15 protein-coding genes and 1 pseudogene are annotated in these 18,893 nt (G+C 66.6%); 7 read left to right on the top strand and 9 right to left on the bottom strand.

Going from position 1 to position 18,893, the window contains the following annotated elements; genetic code table 11:
• Nucleotides 1-6 precede the first annotated feature (6 nt).
• The 6 genes and pseudogenes from AAFP30_RS06390 to AAFP30_RS06365 form a co-directional block, all read left to right on the top strand.
• Nucleotides 7-1,269, top strand: a pseudogene (locus AAFP30_RS06390) (NAD(P)/FAD-dependent oxidoreductase); the annotation flags it as partial.
• 132 nt (nucleotides 1,270-1,401) lie between these two features.
• On the top strand, nucleotides 1,402-2,178 hold the full coding sequence (locus tag AAFP30_RS06385; RefSeq protein ID WP_419229213.1) for a DUF1365 domain-containing protein: 777 nt from the start codon (nucleotides 1,402-1,404) through the stop codon (nucleotides 2,176-2,178).
• Nucleotides 2,175-3,479 carry a class I SAM-dependent methyltransferase gene (locus AAFP30_RS06380; protein WP_419229032.1) on the top strand — a complete coding sequence of 435 codons (1,305 nt, stop codon included), beginning with the start codon at nucleotides 2,175-2,177 and terminating at the stop codon, nucleotides 3,477-3,479. The genes AAFP30_RS06385 and AAFP30_RS06380 overlap by 4 nt, the downstream gene beginning before the upstream one ends.
• A gap of 8 nt (nucleotides 3,480-3,487) precedes the next feature.
• Entirely contained in the window at nucleotides 3,488-4,294 is an 807-nt protein-coding gene (locus AAFP30_RS06375; RefSeq protein ID WP_419229031.1) for a DUF1295 domain-containing protein, read from the top strand.
• Nucleotides 4,295-4,395: 101 nt separating this feature from the next.
• Nucleotides 4,396-4,968, top strand: coding sequence for an ECF RNA polymerase sigma factor SigK (gene sigK, locus AAFP30_RS06370; protein WP_419229030.1), 573 nt, complete (start codon nucleotides 4,396-4,398; stop codon nucleotides 4,966-4,968).
• On the top strand, nucleotides 4,961-5,743 hold the full coding sequence (locus AAFP30_RS06365; RefSeq protein ID WP_419229029.1) for an anti-sigma factor: 783 nt from the start codon (nucleotides 4,961-4,963) through the stop codon (nucleotides 5,741-5,743). Before sigK ends, AAFP30_RS06365 begins: the two co-directional genes overlap by 8 nt.
• Here AAFP30_RS06365 and AAFP30_RS06360 read toward each other — a convergent pair.
• The 9 genes from AAFP30_RS06360 to AAFP30_RS06320 form a co-directional block, all read right to left on the bottom strand.
• On the bottom strand, nucleotides 5,736-7,265 hold the full coding sequence (locus tag AAFP30_RS06360) for an ATP-dependent DNA ligase (RefSeq protein WP_419229028.1): 1,530 nt from the start codon (nucleotides 7,263-7,265) through the stop codon (nucleotides 5,736-5,738). The two genes, AAFP30_RS06365 and AAFP30_RS06360, sit on opposite strands and share 8 nt — an antisense overlap.
• Nucleotides 7,262-8,965 (bottom strand): SulP family inorganic anion transporter, encoded by a 1,704-nt coding sequence (locus AAFP30_RS06355; protein WP_419229027.1) that lies wholly within the window; start codon nucleotides 8,963-8,965, stop codon nucleotides 7,262-7,264. The genes AAFP30_RS06360 and AAFP30_RS06355 overlap by 4 nt, the downstream gene beginning before the upstream one ends.
• Before the next feature lie 193 nt (nucleotides 8,966-9,158).
• Nucleotides 9,159-9,614: a DoxX family protein gene (locus tag AAFP30_RS06350; protein WP_419229026.1), complete on the bottom strand. Its 456-nt coding sequence runs from the start codon at nucleotides 9,612-9,614 to the stop codon at nucleotides 9,159-9,161.
• Between the two features lie 57 nt (nucleotides 9,615-9,671).
• Entirely contained in the window at nucleotides 9,672-10,298 is a 627-nt protein-coding gene (locus tag AAFP30_RS06345) for an MBL fold metallo-hydrolase (RefSeq protein WP_419229025.1), read from the bottom strand.
• On the bottom strand, nucleotides 10,295-11,389 hold the full coding sequence (locus tag AAFP30_RS06340; RefSeq protein WP_419229024.1) for an S-(hydroxymethyl)mycothiol dehydrogenase: 1,095 nt from the start codon (nucleotides 11,387-11,389) through the stop codon (nucleotides 10,295-10,297). Before AAFP30_RS06340 ends, AAFP30_RS06345 begins: the two co-directional genes overlap by 4 nt.
• A 210-nt stretch (nucleotides 11,390-11,599) precedes the next feature.
• Nucleotides 11,600-12,913, bottom strand: coding sequence for a LuxR C-terminal-related transcriptional regulator (locus tag AAFP30_RS06335; RefSeq protein WP_419229023.1), 1,314 nt, complete (start codon nucleotides 12,911-12,913; stop codon nucleotides 11,600-11,602).
• A 69-nt stretch (nucleotides 12,914-12,982) separates the two neighbouring features.
• Complete coding sequence (locus tag AAFP30_RS06330; protein WP_419229022.1) at nucleotides 12,983-14,047, bottom strand: NAD(P)-dependent alcohol dehydrogenase; 1,065 nt, start codon at nucleotides 14,045-14,047, stop codon at nucleotides 12,983-12,985.
• 22 nt (nucleotides 14,048-14,069) lie between these two features.
• A complete protein-coding gene (locus AAFP30_RS06325; protein WP_419229021.1) occupies nucleotides 14,070-15,272 on the bottom strand; it encodes a serine hydrolase domain-containing protein in 1,203 nt (400 codons plus the stop codon).
• A 40-nt stretch (nucleotides 15,273-15,312) separates the two neighbouring features.
• A complete protein-coding gene (locus tag AAFP30_RS06320; RefSeq protein ID WP_419229020.1) occupies nucleotides 15,313-16,914 on the bottom strand; it encodes a flavin-containing monooxygenase in 1,602 nt (533 codons plus the stop codon).
• 194 nt (nucleotides 16,915-17,108) lie between these two features.
• On the opposite strand from AAFP30_RS06320, the gene AAFP30_RS06315 reads away from it, so the two are divergent.
• A complete protein-coding gene (locus AAFP30_RS06315) occupies nucleotides 17,109-18,893 on the top strand; it encodes a sigma-54-dependent Fis family transcriptional regulator (protein WP_419229019.1) in 1,785 nt (594 codons plus the stop codon).

Genomic DNA, 18,893 nt, shown 5'->3' with positions numbered 1-18,893 from the left:
CCGGGCATGGATTGCTCTACGTCGCGATCAGTGGCCGTGATCGGCAGTGGTGTCGCCGGACTCACTGCTGCCCACTGCCTCGCGAAGACCCACCGGGTGAGCCTGTTCGAGGCCGACAGCCGCCTTGGTGGGCACGCCCACACCCATGACGTCCCGCAACCCGACGGCAGCACCCTCGCCGTCGACACCGGCTTCATCGTGCACAACGAGCGCACCTATCCGACATTGCTACGCCTGTTCGACGACCTCGGCATCGCGACACAGGACACCGACATGTCGATGTCGGTGCGCTCGGAGATCAGCGGCCTCGAATACGCCGGCGCCCTCGGCATCGGCGGCCTGTTCCCGACGACCCGCACCCTGACCCGCGGTCGCTACCTTGCGATGCTCGGGGAGGTGGTGCGCTTCCACCGGGCCGCCCGACGTCTGCTGGATGTCCCCGACTCCGACGAGCCGCTCTCCGAATTCGTGGCGCGCGAGAGGTTCTCGCCGTACTTCGTGGACAACTTTCTGGTGCCGCTGGTGGCCGCGGTGTGGTCGTGCCCGGCCGAGCTGGCCGGCGAATATCCGGCGCGCTACCTGTTCACCTTCCTCGAACACCACGGCATGCTCTCGGTGTTCGGGTCGCCGACGTGGCGCACGGTGGTCGGCGGCTCCCGGGTGTATGTGGACAAGATCGCCGCCGGTGTCGAGTCGGCCGGTGGCTCCATTCACCGCGGTACACGGGTACATTCGGTACGTCCGGTGCCGGCCGGTGGAGTCGACGTGACCGCCGGGGACGCCGGGCCCCAGCACTTCGACGCCGTGGTGATCGCCACCCATCCGCATCAGGCCCTGGCGATGCTCGCCGAACCGACACCGACCCAGCAACGCATACTGTCGGCCATCCCTTACTGCCCGAAACATGCTGTGCTGCACACCGACACCGCACTCATGCCGCGCGCCCGTCGCGCGTGGGCGTCGTGGAACTACCAGATCCGCGCGGACGGATCGGATGTCGCCGTCACCTACGACCTGACCCGGCTCATGCGTCTGCCGACCACCGGCCCCCGCATGCTCGTCACGATGGGTCGCACCGACCTCGTCGACGACACCACCGTCATCGACGAGATGACCTACGAGCATCCCGTGTACACCACCGAATCGGTTGCTGCCCAGGCACTCCTGCCCGATGCGAACACCGACGACATCGTCTTCGCCGGCGCCTATCACGGCTGGGGCTTCCACGAGGACGGTGCCCGCTCCGGCGTGGCCGCGGCCGCCCACCTCACCCACAGCACCCACTTTCCCGCCCACAGCAACCACTTTCCCGCCCACAGCAACCACTTTCCCGCCCACAGCAACCACAATCTCCCCCACAGCAACCACAATCTCGCCGACAGCAACACCCCACACCCGGTTCTGCCCTCGATCGTCGACACCCGCATCCGCCATCAACGCCAAACCCCGATCCAGCACGGCTTCGACTATCGCAGCACCTCGTGGCTCGTCGACGTCGATCACCTGCCGCAGCCCCGAAAACTGCTGCGCCCCTTCGCCGAGTTCCGCCCTGCCGACCACTTCCCGGAGCCCCCACACTCCGGCCAGACACTTCGCGCGCGCCTCACCGCACACCTCGCCGGCGCGGGCATCGATCTCCCCGCCGACACGCGGATCGTCGCACTGACCTCCCCGCGCGTCGCCGGGTACGTGTTCAATCCGCTGTCCGTGTTCTGGTGTCACCGGGCCGACGGCACCGTCGGACCGGTGATCGCGGAGGTCCACAACACCTACGGCGAGCGGCACGTCTACGTCGTCGAACCCGATGATCAGGGAAATGCGCAGGTGCCCAAGGAGTTCTACGTCTCACCATTCAACGACGTGTCCGGGGACTATCACCTCCACGTGCCGCCGCCGACCCCCGACGGGCGTGTGCAGGTGTCGATCACCCTGCAGCGCAATGGCCATCAACCGTTTGTGGCGACCCTCACCGGGCAGACCCGTCCGGCGTCGACCCGCGCCGTGATCGCCACCCAGCTCCGCACGCCCCTGGCACCGCTGGTGGTGTCCGCGCGCATCCGCTGGCAAGGTATTCGGCTGTGGCACAGTAGACTTCCGATCGTTGATCGACCCCAGCACCGGGTCACCACCACCATCGACGACGCCCGACGCACCCCCATCGACCAGGAGACACCATGAACGCGCCGCTTCGGGATCGACCGGGCGACCTGCCACCCGACGAGGCAGCCCGCTGGCCCGACATCGCCCACGTACCACACACCCCGTCGTCCAGAATCCGCAGTGCCGCCGCAGCATTCCTGTTCCGCAAAGCTTCCCGCCTGGTGGACGTCCGCGTCGAGTACCCGGACGGCGTACTCGCCGGACGCCGCAGGAGCGGAATACAGCCCCGCGTGATCATCCGCAGGCCCGACTCCTTCGCCCGACGCGTCGGCGCCCACGGACTCATCGGATTCGGCGAGGCATACATGGCCGGCGACTGGACCACTGACGACCTGGTGGGCGTCCTCACCCCGTACGCCGCCCGCATGGCCCAACTCGTACCTCGACCACTGCAATTCCTTCGTTCCGCGGTACTACCCAAACATCCACCCGCCGAGGAGAACACGACAGCCAACACCCGGTCGAACATCGCACGCCACTACGACCTGTCCAACCATCTGTTCGCCACCTTCCTCGACGAGACGATGACCTACTCGAGCGCACTGTTCGACGGACTCGAACCGGGCACGCGACCACCCTGGTCCGACCTGGCCGATGCACAGCGACGCAAGATCGATCGGCTCCTCGAACTCGCGGACGTCGGTCCGGGCACCCGCGTACTCGAGATCGGAACCGGCTGGGGTGAACTGTGTTTGCGGGCCGCCGCCCGCGGCGCGACGGTCCGGTCGGTCACCCTGTCGGTCGAACAACGAGATCTCGCGCGAGAACGCGTCGCCGAGGCCGGGTTCGCCGACCGCGTCACCATCGATCTGCTCGACTACCGACAGGTCGAGGGCGAGTACGACGCGGTGTTGTCAGTGGAGATGATCGAGGCGGTCGGCGAAAAGTACTGGCCCACCTACTTCGCCACCATCGACAATGTTCTCGCGCCGGGTGGCCGGGTCGCGATCCAGGCGATCACCATGCCGCACAAGCGCATGACCGCGTCCCGCAGCACCTACACGTGGGTGCACAAGTACATCTTCCCGGGCGGACAACTCACCTCCCTCGACGCACTCGAGTCGGTCACCCGCCGCGAGACCTCACTGCGTCTGGAGTCGACGTTCGCCATGGGACCGCACTATGCGGAGACCCTGCGCCTCTGGCGTGAACGCTTCCTCAGCCGCCGCGACAGCGTGATCGCGTTGGGCTTCGACCCCACCTTCATCCGGATGTGGGAGTTCTACCTCGGTTACTCCGAGGCCGGTTTCCGCTCCCGATATCTCGACGTCCACCAACTCCTGTTCACCCGTGACTCGACACCTGGCCAGCTCCAATGATCACCGGAATGAACGCGTGGGCCGCGTTCGGCATCATCACCGTGGCGTCACTGCTGTTCCTCGTTGTCCTGCAGGGGGTCACACTCCTGGTGGGCCAACGGATCGGGCGCTACAACGTGGTCGACGTCATCTGGGGCCTCGGGTTCGTCGGCATCGCGGTCGTCGCGCTGGTCCTCGGCCCCGGCGACGGCTTCCGCCGCTGGCTCGTGGCGGTCCTGGTCGCCATCTGGGGGCTCCGACTCAGCTGGCATGTGTGGCGCAAGACCGCAGGCAAGGGTGAAGACCCGCGTTACGAGGAGATGCTCGAGAAGCGCGGCGGTGGTCTCGGTGTGGTCGTCCGGAAGGTCTTCGTCACGCAGGGGGCTGCGCAGTGGTTCGTATCCCTGCCGATCCAGGTGTCGGCGGTGGTCGGCCCCACCCACGGTGTCGGTGTCGTCGTCCTGATTGTCGGTGTCGGACTGTGGGTTCTCGGGTTCACGTTCGAAGCCGTCGGCGACGCCCAACTGCGACGGTTCAAGGCCGACCCCGCCAACAAGGGCGAGATCATGGATCGCGGTTTGTGGGCGTGGACGCGTCACCCCAACTACTTCGGCGATTCCAGTGTGTGGTGGGGCGTGTGGCTCATCGCGGCGAGTGCCTGGCCCGGCGTGCTCACCATCCTGTCCCCGGCGGTGATGACCTACTTCCTCGTCTACGCCACCGGCGCCCGACTACTCGAACGGTCGATGAGCAAACGCCCCGGGTATCCGGAGTACCAGCAGCGAACGTCCTACTTCCTCCCGCGGCCGCCGCGTCGCACGTCCGCGCGCACCTGACGATGGCTGTCCTGATGTCCGCCCCGCCCGGAACGACCGACTGGTTGAGCAGCAGTCGGCCGCGGGATAGGCTGACCGTCGATGAGCACGGAGAGACCGCGATGACGGCCGACCCCACGTCCGATGTGGGTGCGCTGCCGGTCTTGCTCGGCCAGATCGCCGACGGCGACTCCGAGGCCTTCGCCCGCTTCTACGACGCGACATGTGATCGGGTCTACGGCATGGTCGTCCGCGTCCTACGCGACCCGGGCTACAGCGAAGAGGTCACCCAGGAGGTCTTCCTGCAGGTCTGGCGGTCGGCGAACAACTTCGATCCACAGTCGGGGTCGGCGCTCTCCTGGCTGATCACCCTCGCCCACCGCCGCGCCGTCGACCGCGTCCGATCCGAATCGGCGGCGTCCCGGCGCGATATCGCATACGGCCGCAGTGCACAACCCTCGACGTTCGACGAGGTGACCGAAACCGTCACCGCCCGCGAATCGGCCCGCGAGGTGCGCGGCTGCCTCGAGACCCTCACCGACGCCCAACGCGAGTCGGTGGACCTCGCCTACTACCACGGGTTGTCCTACCGCGAGGTGGCCGAACGGCTGACCGTCGCGCTGCCGACCGTGAAGTCCCGAATCCGCGACGGGATGCGTCGGCTGCGGCAGTGCTTGGGAGATCGTCATGCCTGAAGACGACGAACTCCTCGACCTCGCACCGGCCGTCGGTCTCGACGCGGTCCACGGCACCGAACTCGACAGCGTGACACGGGCCGTCGACGCCGCACCCGACGAGGTGCGCGCACGGTTCGAGCAGCAGGTACAGGCGACGCGCGAGGCGATGGCACAGGTCAGCGGGGTCACGGCGACCGCACCGCCCGCTACGCTGCGCGAACGGGTCCTGGCTGCCGCACAGGCGGAATCGACAACCGAGACAACAGCTTCACCACCCGCCGACACCGCGGAGATCAACACAACCGACACCGACACCACCGCGACCGTCACCCCGCTGCACCGCGGACGCCGACGTCTCGCCTATCTCGCCGCCGCCGCGGTCGCCGCGATCGCCATCGGGGCGGTGGGCTGGGCGATCGGCGCGTCGTCGGATTCCAATACGCCGCAACAGGCGACGGCCGAGCAGGTGTTCGCCGCCAACGATGTGCGCTCGGCCTCCGCCGATGTCGCCACCGGGCACGCGACGGTCACCTATTCGCCGTCCGAGGATGCCGGGGTGCTGGTGATGAACGACGTCCCGCCGCCCAAACCCGGGACCGTATACCAGATGTGGCTGTCCGGCCCCGAGGGCATGACCTCGGCCGGAACGATGACCGACAAGGACGTCGCGCCGTCGACCACTGCGGTCATCGATGGGCTACACGGCGCAAATGCCTTGGCATTCACCGTCGAACCGCCGGGTGGTTCGACGCAGCCGACCGGCCCGGTCGTCGCCGAGGTCCCACTCAGCTGAGTGGTGTGGGCAGCAACGCGCGCAACGTGTCGATGGTGTCCGCCTCCGCCGCGGTCTTGTCCGGCCGATAACGCACCACTCGGGCGAATCGCAGTGCGACCCCGCCCGGGTACCGCGAACTGCGTTGCACACCATCGAGTTCGATCTCCACGACGATCTCCGGATGCAGGTACACGGTGTAACTGTCGCGACGCGTCTCGTGTCGCGGGAACTCCTCGGTCTGCCACTGCAACAGCGCGTCGGTGAGTCCCTTGAAGGTCTTGCCGACCATGATCGGCGGCCCGCCCTGCGGATCCCGGGCGCCGAGATGAAGATTCGACAGAAATCCGGTGCGCCGCCCGGACCCCCACTCCGCACCGAGGACGACGAGGTCGAAGGTGTGCACGGGTTTGACCTTCTGCCACGCCTTTCCGCGTCGCCCGGCGGCGTACGGTCCGTCGAGGGACTTCACCATCACGCCCTCGTGTCCGGCGGCGAGGGCGGCGTCGAAGAACTCCTGCGCGCTGTCGACGTCGGGGTTGCGGACCGACGGAATCCGCAGCTCCGGCGCGAGCGCGTCGAGTGTGTCGAGCCGTTCGACGAGCGGCCGGTCGATCAGGTCCACCCCGTCGAGGTGGAGGCAGTCGAAGAAGAAGGGGCGCAGGATGTTCGCCGGATCGGCGAGGTCGCCGGCGGAGCCGAATCGGCTCATCGTGTCCTGGAATGGGCGGGGGCGTCCGTCGTCGTCGAGGGTGAGGGTCTCGCCGTCGAGAATTACCTGCCGGCAGGGTAATCCGCGTACGAGGTCGACGATGTCGGGTACCGCGGAGGTGACGTCCCGCAGCGTCCTGGTGTACACCGCCACGGCGTCATCGTTGCGATGCACCTGAATCCGGGCACCGTCGAGTTTGTAGTCGATCACGAGATCCGGGCCGAGGTCGGTGACGGCCTGCTCCAGCGAGTCGGCCGGGGTGGCGAGCATCGGCGACACTCCGCGTCCCACTTGAAGGCCGACGGCAGCAAGGCTTTCCGCGCCGCCGCGGACCGCGAGGGCAGCGGTCTCGGGGACCGATCCGGTCAGCATGTGCGCGCGGCGGACCAGAGCGAGTGGTTGCCCGGAAGCGGCGGCGACGGCGTCGACCATGACCCCGATCAGCGCACCTTGGCGGAGTTCGCCGGTCAGCAGTCGACGCAGGAAGCTCTGCTCCGATTCGGTTGCCGCACCGAAGAGTTCGTCGAGTATCTCACGGCGGAGTGCCGTGGAACCAGCACCGTGGACCGCGACGAGGCGGTCGAAGCGCTCGTCGACGGCGGCGACGGTCAGCGTGGGTTCGGGTGCCGGCGCCACAGTCAGAGACGCCAGCGACCGCCAGCCCACCCCGATGCGGCCCTGCCGGGTTGCCCCGGTCAGCCAGGCGACCACCACCGGGATGTCGTTATCAGCGCAATCGGTGAGCAGCGCGGCGAGTTCGGCGGTCTTCAGCTTGCGTGACCGGGTGGCTGCGACCGCCTCCGAGACTTCCACTATCCGTTGCAGTTTCATGACTTCGGCACCGATCCGGGAAAGGCGTTCTCGTAAGCGCGAACCGCTGCGCCGACGGTGGGAAAGACGTGATCCGGGTTGAGATCGGCGAGCACCCCTTCGGAGAGGAGCGTGCCCTGCAGTTCCGGATCGACTCCGGCCAGGACGAAATGCGCGTCGCGGGAGTGCACGAACGTGATGAGGTCGGCCAGCATGGTCGATGCCGAGTAGTCGACGTCGCTGATGATCGTGCAGTCCAGCACGAGCCAGCGCACCGGGTCCGGTGCCGCACGGACCAGGTTCATCACATCGTCGGCGAAGCGACTGGCGTTGGCGTAGAACAGGTCCGCATCGTAGCGAAAGACGATGAGACCGGGAAGCGATTGCTGTCCCGGCGTGGCGGGCTGGTATCGCCGCTGCCGTCCGTGATCGCCGACGCCGACCACGAATCGCTCCGGACTGTATTGCCGCCGAACGATTTCCAGCAGTGAGACGGCCATCGCGGTGAGGATGCCGTTCTGCACACCGAAGACGAGCACGACCACTGCACTGAAGACGGCGATGGCGAACTCGGGTTTGCGGATCTGCCACATCCGACGGAACGCGTGCACGTCGATGAGGTTGACCGCCACCAGCGCAACGATCGCGGAGAGGACGGCGTGCGGGAGATTGGCGAGTGCCTGGTCCAGGAACACGACGACGATGAGGGTCACGCCGGCCATCGTGAGGTTCGCCACCTGGGTGCGTCCCCGTTGTTCGTCGAGCAGTTGGGTCTTGGTGGGGCTGCCGTTGACCACGAAGGTCGAACTCAGCCCGGCGATGATGTTGGCCGCGGACAATCCGACAATGTCACGGTTGACGTCGGCGGTGTCGCCGTGTCGCTGGGCGAAACTTCGTGCGGTGGCAGCGCTTTGCGCGAGGATGACGATGGAGCAGCCGAGCGCGACGGTCGCGGCCTTTCCGATGTCGCTCCAGACCATCCCGTCCGGTAGTCCGATCTGCGGGAGGCCGCCGTGCAAGGCGCCGACGACGGGGAGGTCGTCGGACCAGCCGAACACCGACACCAGCACGATCGAGGCGACCACCACGATGATGGCGATCGGCAGCCTGGGTGCGTATCGGCGCGCACCGATCAACGCGACGAGCGCAGTTCCGGCGAATGCTGCTGCGGCCCAATCGATCGTGTCGAGTTCGCCGAGAACCTTCGCCCATCGCTCCCAGACACGACCGTCGGATCCTTCGATGCCGAGCATCCCGGGTATCTGTCCGGTCAACACGCTGATCCCGGTACCGGCGAGGAAGCCGACGAGTACTGCGGTGGAGAGGAAGTCGCCGAGGAAGCCCAGGCGCAGCATCCGGGCGACGAACAGGAAACCCCCGGTCACCAGGGCGATCAGACCGGCCCAGGCCAGCCATTCCGGCGAATCCGGCTGCAGCCCGGCCACTCCCAGCCCGGCGATACCCGAAGCCAACAACGCTGCGGTGGCCGAGTCCGCGCCGACGACCATCAGCCGCGATGCGCCCAAGAGCGCGAACAGGATGGTCGGCAGGATGATCGTGTACAGTCCAGCCACAATCGGAACGTGCGCAATTGAGCTGTAGCCCATGCATTCCGGGATCGCGACCGCCGCCAAGGTCACCCCGGCCAGCAGGTCGCGACGCAACCACGCGGGTTGGTAGCCGCGGAACGCGGGAGGTACGAGCGAGGTAACGCCGGTCACCGACCTGACGTTACCTCGCTACCGAGCCGAACCACCCGATCCCACTCGATCCCTGAGGAGCGAGGCGATAGCCGAGCCACCCGATCCCTGAGGTGCGAGGCGATAGCCGAGCCACGAAGGGCCCGTCACCAGCCCCTTCGAGACGCTCGCTCCTCCGTCGCGGGCTCCTCAGGAAGCGAGATCCGCTCGCTTCTCAGGAAGCAATATCTGCGCGCTCCTCAGGGAGCACGACGTCCTCTTCTGCCACCCGCCGCGCAGCAAACACATTCTCCAACGCGAACTTTCCGGACCCGATGAACACGAGCAGCAGCAACGACCAGCAGAACAGCGCCGCGCTGTCACCCTCGTTCTGGATCGGGAACAGCCCGTCGGGCTGGTGCTTCCAGAAGTAGGCGACGGCCATCGTGCCGGACCCGATGAGCGCGGCGACCCGCGTACCGAGTCCGAGCACGATCAGCACGCCGGCGACGAGTTCAATGGCTCCCGCCCACCACGACGGCCACGCCCCGAAGGACGCGGTGCCGCCGCCGTAGGGCTCGGTCGGCCACGCGAGCAGCGTGGTCGTGCCGTGGCACAGGAACAGGAAACCCACGACGATCCGGAAGATGCCGATCATCCACGGGGAGTAGCGCTCCAACGAAGTTAGCATTGCCTAATTAGAGCAGGCTTACCTAACTTCGTCCACCAGAGCGCCACTTCCGGTGGATCAACTGCCGCGCTTGATCCACTCCTCGAGGTGCGGCGCCTCGGCCGCGACCGTGGTGCCGTCACCGTGACCGGTGTAGACCTTGGTCTCCGGGTCGAGGGTGAAGATTTTGTCCCGAATCGACTCGATGATCGTCGGGAAGCTCGAGAACGAACGACCCGTCGCCCCGGGTCCACCCTGGAACAAGGTGTCACCGGAGAACAGCACACCGGCCTCGGGCGCGTAGACCACCGACGACCCCGGCGAATGCCCCGGCGTATTGATGACCTTCAGCGTCGTACCCGCCACCGAAATCTGTTGTCCGTCTTCGAGATTCTCGTGCTCGACATCGGGATGTGTCTCGTTCCAGAGCATGTCGTCGCCCGGATGCAGCAGGATCGGCGCACCCGTTTCCTTCGACAGTTCCGGCGCGACGGTGATGTGGTCGTTGTGCCCGTGGGTCAACAGGATCGCCTTCACCGTGCGACCGCCGACGGCGTCGAGGATCGGCTTGGCGGAGTGCGCCGCGTCGATGATGACGACCTCCTCGTCGTTGCCGACGATCCAGATGTTGTTGTCCACATCCCACGTGCCGCCGTCGAGCGAGAAGGTTCCCGAGGTGACGACGTTCTCGATACCCAAGCTCATGACTTCAGCTCCACAACCGACCGCAGCACCTTGCCGGCCTTCATCGCATCGAACGAGGCCTCGACGTCGTCGAGCCCGACACGTTCGGTGACGAACTTGTCCAGCGGCAGACGACCCTGCTCGAAGAGATCGATGAGCATCGGGAAGTCGCGCTCGGGCAGGCAGTCGCCGTACCACGACGACTTCAGCGAGCCGCCGCGGGAGAAGAAGTCGACGAGCGGCATCTCCAGGGTCATCTCCGGCGTCGGGACTCCGACGAGCACCACGGTGCCGGCGAGATCACGCAGGTAGAACGCCTGCTTGTAGGTTTCCGGGCGGCCAACCGCGTCGACGACGACGTCCACGCCGTTGCCGTCGGTCAGGTCCTGCACCGCGGTCACCACGTCGTCGACCTCGGAGCCGTTGACGGTGTGGGTCGCGCCGAGATCCTTGGCCCAGTCCAGCTTGGCCGCGTCGCGGTCGATCGCGATGATCTTGGTCGCGCCGGCGAGTCGGGCACCGGCGATCGCCGCGTCGCCGACGCCGCCGCAGCCGATGACCGCGACCGAGTCGCCGCGGCCGACGTTGCCGGTGTTCATGGCGGCACCGAGGCCGGCCATGACGCCGCAGCCGAGCAGCCCGGCGACGGCCGGATCGGTGTCGGGGTTGACCTTGGTGCACTGGCCCTCGTGGATGAGGGTCTTCTCGATGAACGCGCCGATACCCAGCGCCGGGGTCAGCTCGGTGCCGTCGGTCAACGTCATCGACTTGCTGGCGTTGTGGGTGTTGAAGCAGTACCACGGGCGACCGCGCTTACACGCGCGACATTCACCGCACACGGCGCGCCAGTTCAGCACGACGAAGTCGCCGACCTCGACGTGACTGACCTCGGAACCGACGGTCTCGACGATGCCCGCCGCCTCGTGGCCGAGCAGGAACGGGTACTCGTCGTTGATGCCACCTTCTTTGTAGGCCAGGTCGGTGTGGCACACGCCGCACGCCTGGATCTTCACGATCACATCCCGGGGACCGGGGTCGGGCACCACCACATCGACCACCTCGGTGGCCGCGCCCTTGCTCCGCGAGATGACTCCCTTGACCGTCTGCGACATATGCGCTCAAACCTCTCGACTACTGATGACTCGTACTCGACCCAGTCTTGTGGGCGGCCGCAACACATGCATCCATCCGAATGGATGGTTCTACCTAGACCAAAGTCGAGTCCGGATTTGACCGGTTTCGACCAGCGTCGGGCTCGCAGGCTCGCTCGTCGCGCTCAACCAGCGGTGGGGCCGCTGCGAGCCGTGTCGAAAACGTCGCGCTCAACCAGCGGTGGGGCCAATCCCCGCCCGCACCGCCAGCAACCCCGCCTCCCCCCGATTCGACACCCGGAGCTTCTGCAGGATGGCCGTGACGTGGAACTTGATGGTGCTCTCGCTGACCCCGAGTTCGGTGGCGATCTGCTTGTTCCGCTGCCCCAGCGCGAGGTGGCCGAGGACTTCGAGTTCCCGCGGGTTGAGGCCGGAGATGAGGTCCTCGTCGGGTCGGGCGGTCGGCGTCGCGAGAGGGATGCGCGCGACCACGCGGCTACCCCACCCGGGCAGCGATTCCACGTCGAGCCGCCCGTCGAGCGCTCGTAACCGGCCGGAGAGCTGCCGCTCGAGTCCTTCCCCGTCGAGTTCGCCGTCGCCCTGATCCCGAATGTCGACGACGAGGTCGTCGGCGTGGCATTCCCACGAGATCCGCAGTCGGGTGAGCTGCCGTTGCGTGCCGAACGCCACCGCGACCGCCCGCACCACAGCCCGCGCGGCGTGCGCGATCTCCCCGGGCAGCGAGAGATTCTCCCCGGTCGGGGCGACGTACTCGACGTCGGCCGCCAGGTCCCGCAGCACCGGTTCGAGTTCGCCCTGCAACCGACCGAACGCCACCGCCAGCGGTTCCGTCGCCAACCGGCGATCGGTGTCACCGACCCCGCGCAGCGCGATCAGCGCCGACGAGGCGGCGTCAGCGGCGACCGTGCGGGCTGTCCGATCGTCGAGGTCACGGGCCCGCAGTGTCCCGAGGATCGCGGTCAGGGTGTCCTCGTGGGAATCGGTCAGTTGGGTGATGGTGCGGGCCCGTTCGCTCGACGCCGCCCGCGACTCGGCGAGGTAGTCGGGGCTCGCCTGCGACACCTGCTGTTTGATCGACGTCGCGACGATCGCGAACCACGCCCGCAGCATTGCCTCCGACACTCCCGCCGACAACGCGGCGGTCCGCGTGGGTCGCACCGCGGTCCGCGGCATCACCACGAGCAGGGTCCCGGTTTCGTCGAGCACTGCTCGGATCGGCCGCGGACTACCGCCGACGACGGCGTCGGTGCGGGTCATCGTCGCGCGGTCGGTCTGCTCCTTGATGGCCTCGAGTTCGTCGATCGTCACCCGGTCGACGATCGACGGATCGCCGGCGACCTTGCGTGGCCGCCCGGTGCACTCGCGGGTGAAGATGACCAGTGCATCGTGCGGCCACATCGGGGTCAGGAACCGGGAGAAGCGGGCGGCGATCTCGGGGAGCGGACCGTCGATCACCGCCCGGAACTGTTGCCACTGCCGAATCGCCGGATCGTCGACAGCCGTCTCGATCGTCTCGTCCGACACTCGCCGCCGTCCTCTCGCCGCTCTCCCTCGTCGGCTTGAGCGTATCGGGCGCGGTCAGTACGTGACCGGTCAGTAGGTGATCAGGGGCTTGATGATCCCGTCCTGTTTCTCGGCCATCATCGTGAAGGCCTGCTCGACGTCGTCGAAGCCCACACGATGGGTGGTCATCGCGGTCGGATCCACTTTGCCGGTCGCCATGAGCGTGAACAGCCGACGCATCCGGTCACTACCGCCGCTGCACAATCCGGTGCGGATCGTCTTGTCCCCCATGCCCAATCCGAAGGCCGGCAGATCGAGCTGCAGCGGCGACGGATTCTCGCCGTGGTAGCCGATGTTGGACAGGGTGCCGCCGGCCTTCAGGCAGGCCAGCGCCGCCTCGAACGTCTGCGGAAAGCCCAGCGCCTCGATCGACGCGTCGGCACCGACCCCGCCGGTGAGATCCATGATCTGCTCCACCGGGTCGCCGTCGGTGAAGTCGACGACATCGTCGGCACCGAAACGCTTGGACAATTCGATGCGTTCCGGAATCGATTCGACGGTGATGATCCGGCCTGCACCAAGCAGTTTCGCCCCGATCGTGGCACACAGCCCGACCGCCCCCTGGGCGAACACCACCACGGTGTCGCCGACGGTGATCTGCGCGTGCTCGGCACCCATGATCCCGGTGCTCAGCATGTCGCACGCGTAGACCGCGACCTCGTCGGGCAGATCGTCCGGGATGGGGGCGAGATTGGCGCGCGCGGCCGGTACCAGGAAGTACTCGGCCATGTTGCCGTCGACCTGCGCGGTGTACTTGTAGCCACCGAGCAGTCCACCGCACTGACTGGTGAATCCCCGTTGACAGTAGGAACATTCGTAGCACGGCGTGACCGCGTTGACGGCCACCCGCTGCCCTTCGGTGAATCCGGTGACCTCCGAGCCGAGGGCGGCGATCACCCCGACCGACTCGTGTCCCAGGGTGCGCCCGTTCTCCACGGGCAGCGCCCCTTTCACGGTGTGCACGTCGGAGGTACAGATCAGCGAGGCCGTCGTCTTGACCAGCGCCTCATTGGGACCTGGTGTCGGAATGGGCTTTTCGACGATGGCCGTCTTGCCGATCTCGAGCATGGTGAACGTCTTCATGAGTTGAGACATATCTATTCCTTTGCTACGCAGCTCAACCGAGCGCGTCGTAGAACGCGGTCTCGAGTTCCATGTACTTCGTGAACGAGGTCGCATCACCGAACGGCAGGATCTGGGTGGCCCAGAAACCGCCGAACCCGTTCTCCCGGTCGATCCAGTAGAAGAGGTTCGCCAGGCCGGCCCAGCCCTGTCCACCTGCCGGACGACCCGTGGGCGCCTTCTCATTGTTGATCATGAACGCCAATGACCACGACTTCGATTGTCCCGGAAAGAACTCCGCATCGTTGGACAGGGTCGGGATGACACCGGGCAGCGCGGTGACGGGCAGGTCGCCCAGGTGATTGCGCACCGCCATCTCGACGGTGTCGGCGGCCAACACCCGCCCGTGCTCACCGGCACCGTCGTTGAGCCACATGCGGATGAACTTCATGTAGTCGCCAACCGTGCCGTAGAGACCGTGTCCACCCATGTCGATATCCGGGGGCGAAGGCAACTCGAAATCCGTTGGGGTCAAGGTCCCGTCGGGTTCTCGCTGGTGCATGCCGGCCGGTCGCGTCCGGAAGTCCGGTCGCAACTCGAAGCTCATGTTCGCGATGCCCAGCGGCGTGAAGATCCGCTGCTCGAACACCTCACCGAGTCGTTGCCCGGCAATCTGTTCGACGATCTGTCCGACCCAGTCGATGTTGCTCCCGTACTCCCACTTCTCGCCCGGGTCGAACAGCAGCGGCGTGGTCAGTGCCGCTTTCGTCGCGGTGATCACGCTCGGCTGCCCATGCCCTTCAGCCAGTCGATGGTAATCGTCGTCGAAGAAGTCGTAGCCGAATCCGCCCGAGTGCGTGAGCAATTGACGTGTGGTGACCTGACTCTTCGGTGCGCGCAGCTTCGGCTCGCCTGCGTCGTCGAAACCGTCGAGGACCTGGAGCTCACCGATATCCGGCGCATAGTCGCGGGCCGGAGCGTCGAGGTCGAGTTGCCCGGATTCGACGAGTTGCAATGCGGCGGTTGCGGTGAACGCCTTGGTGGTGGAGAAGAGGGCGAATACGTCGTCGACGGCCATCGGGGTGTCACCGTCGGTACGACGCACCCCGGCGGCGCCCTCGTAAATGTTGCCGCCGCGATCGGTGACCATCGCGACGACGCCGGGCACCCGCGCAGGGCCCTCGGTCGCCGCAGCGAGAATCTGATCGGCCGATGACGTGAACCCGCTGACATCGATGGCAGGAGTTGTGCTGGTCATTGAACAGTCCTTCCGGTGACTGTGTGGAGGCTCGGGGTGATCATGAGAGCGCGAAACCCTTGTAGCCGGCCGCGGCGGCCTCCAGTGTCGCGGCCCGATAGGCGCCCACGCCTCCAACGTACGACAGCACGCGCCGCGGTTTACCCGGAACGTTGGAGCCGACGTACCACGAGTTCGTCTTGGAGATGAGGTTGGCATCGGCGAGTTCGTCGTGATGCGCCACCCACGCCGCCTCCCCCTCTTCGGTGGGCTCGATGACGGACTTGCCGTTGGCGAGCACGTGGCGGATGGCCTCGTTGATCCACTCGGTCTGCTGCTGCAGACACGTGGTCATGTTGCACAGCGCGGCCGACGGCGCGAGCGGCACCGCGGTGGTCAGCATGTTCGGATACCCATGCACCATCAGGCCCATCGTGCTGCGGATGTCGCTGAACCAGTCCTCCTTCAGGGACCGTCCACCGCGGCCCCGGATGTCGATGCGGGTCAGGGCTCCGGTGCCGGCGTCGAATCCGGTGGCCATGATGATGACGTCGAGGTGGTGCAGGGTGCCGTCCTCCAGGAGGAGACCCTCGGGGACGATGCGCGCGATCGGGTTGTCCTTGACCGACACCGCGGTGACGTTGTCGCGGAGATAGACCTCGAGATAGTCGGTCTCCAGCGGTACCCGGTGCGTTCCGAATCCGTAGTCACTCGGGATGAGCAGGTCGCACAACTCCGGGTCGCCCAGGCGCGTCCGCATCTTGGCCCGCACGAACTCCGACACCTCCTCGCTGACCTGTTCGTCGGAGAAGATCTCGGCGAACGACGCCAGCCACAGCCTGAGCGAGCCGTCCTCGTAGATCTCCTCGAGTCGCGCAAGCCGTTCCTCCGGGGTGAGATCGGCCCACTCGACCGTGAAGTCGTATTCGAAGCCGGTGAAGGTGTTCGGCAGCGTCTGCTGGAATTCGGCGAACCGCGACTTGTAGTGCTCGACCTCGTCGGGCCCGTAGCTCGGGTTCTTCATCGGCAACGCGTACTGCGGGGTGCGGATGAAGACGGTGAGGTCGCCGACCTCGTCGGCGATCGTCTGGATGACCTGGATACCGGTGGCGCCAGTGCCGATCACGCCGACTCGTTTGCCTGCGAGTTCCACACCCTCACGCGGCCACCGCGCGGTGTGGAAGATGTCGCCCGTGAAGTCGGCCTGCCCGGGGAAGAGTTCGTTCATCGGCGCGGACAGCATGCCGCAGCAGGTGATCAGGAACTGGGTGTCGATGGTTTCGCCGTCGCGCGTGGTGACGGTCCAACGGTTGCTGCTCTCATCGAACACGGCCCGTTCGATGGTGGTGTCGAACTGGATGTCGCGACGCAGATCCAGGGCGTCGGCGACGTAGTTGAGCCACTGCTCGATCTCCGGCTGCCCGGGGAATCGTTGGCTCCAACTCCATCCCTTGTAGAGCTCTTCGTCGAAAAGATACTGGTAGATGTAGGCCTCGGAATCGAACTTCGCGCCGGGGTAACGGTTCCAGTACCAGGTTCCGCCGACACCGGAGGCGGTGTCGTACGCACGGACGTCGAGTCCCTGTTCGCGTAGCTGATGCAGCTGGTAGAGCCCGGCGACGCCGGCTCCGATGACGAGTGCGTCGAGTGTTCGATCTGCCATGTCAGTGCCTTTCGGTGTGTGAGTGCGGTCACGTGCCACACATTGTTGGTGCTGTCCCGTCGAGCGGTGGCGTCCCAAATTGGGACAGTCGACCTGACCGTTCGGGTGGTGCCGACGAGTGCCCGGCGCTGGATAATCGGGTGTGGTACGCCTCACAATGGGGGGGTGGCCTGAGGAGAGGAAGTCCGACGTCGATGACCGAACTGCGTGAGCACCAACTCCGTATCGCCGCAGCTCGCGCCGACTTTCTGGAGTACGGCCCGGCGGGTGCTGCCGGGGTGGGAAACGTGGTGGCCGCGTCGTGGGAGCGGAGCCAGTCCGCCGGAGTCGACGCGGACCGTTACCGCGTCACCTTCCACGAGGACATCGACTTCGATTCCCGGCTGGCGCGATGCTCACGTCCGGTGATCGAACGGCTGACCGACGACATGGCGGATGTCCCGGTCACCATCGCCCTCACCGACTCACGCGCGCGGATCATCGACCGCCGCGACTGCTCCACGGCGGTCGGTCGCGTCCTCGACCGCGTCGACTTCCAGCGCGGCTTCTCGTTCGAGGAGACCGGTTGCGGCACCAACGGCGTCGGCACCGCCTTCGAGGTCGGCGCCCCGGTCAGCGTCGTCGGCTGCGAACACTTCAACCAGACGTTGATCCAGTTCGCGTGCACCGGGGCGCCGATCTTCGATCCTCTGACCGGGCGTGTCGCCGGAGTGCTCGACGTGAGCATGCTGGCCGATAGTTGGACGACACTGGTCGAGGCCTTGGTGCGGTCCGCGGCCACCGAGATCAGTCGCAATCTGCTGCTCGACCGCAGTCAGGCCAAACGCGCACTCTTCGAGACCTACCTGCGGGCCGATGCCCGGCCCCGCCAGTCAGTGATGGCCGTCGGCGAGTCCATCATGGTGAATGAACATGCCCGCCATCTGCTTTCGCCCGACGAACAGCACACCGTCGCCCAGTACGCCGAGTTCCTGATGACCAAGCACGATCGCGGCCTGCACACCGTGACCCTCGAGAACGGGCGCGCGATCCGCCTGCGCACCAGTCGCATCACCTGCGACGGCGACCCGGTCGGCATGGTGCTGCTGCTCGACGAGGTACACCCGGATATCGGCTTGCACGTCCAACCCGCCCTCGCCGCACCGCAATCCGTCGCGACGCCCACATCGTCCGCGCACCAGATGCACACCCCCGCCTGGCGGTCGGCCCTGACGCAGACGACCGACGCGCTGGCCACCCACACCGCCGTCCTCGTGCTCGGCGAACCCGGCACCGGACGCCTGTCGGCGATCTCGGAGGCTTTCGGTGAACTGCACGGATCGGCACCGGTCGTGATCGTCGATGCCGCACGGATCGAACGGGGAGAGCAGGTCAGCACACTCCGCCGAGATACCGCCGGACCTGCGCTCGTCGTCATCCGACATCTCGACCAGGTCGGTCCGCACGGCCACGCCGAACTCACCGCCCTGGTCGCCCACGCCGTCGCAGCCGGTCACCACATCGCGGCGACGGCCGCGCCGATCGACGGTGACGTCGTCGGACCTTTCGCCGACCTCCTCGACCATTTTGGCAGTTCGGTCACCGTTCCACCGCTGCGCCTGCGGAGCCGCGATCTCTCGACCCTCACCGCGCGGATCGTGAAAACCCTGGCTCCCCAACGCTGTACGCGGATCAGTCCGCAGGCGTCCCGAGCCATCAGCGCATTCTCCTGGCCGGGCAACATCACTCAGCTCCGGGACGCACTCGGGACCGCGCTACGACGACGACCGGTCGGCGAGATCCAAGTGGCCGACCTTCCGGGGTACTGCCGCAGCAACAGTTCGCGCACACTGACCCAGCTCGAGACCGCCGAACGCGATGCGATCATCTCGGCCCTCGACGAATCCGGGGGCAACCGGATGCGGGCCGCCACCGTACTGGGTATGTCGCGCAGCTCGCTCTACCGCAAGCTGCACACCTACGGCATCAGCAGCGTCTGA

The sequence above is a fragment of the Gordonia sp. CPCC 205515 genome (assembly GCF_048537925.1).
GTDB lineage: Bacteria > Actinomycetota > Actinomycetes > Mycobacteriales > Mycobacteriaceae > Gordonia.
This window is presented reverse-complemented; position numbering and strand designations above follow the sequence as displayed.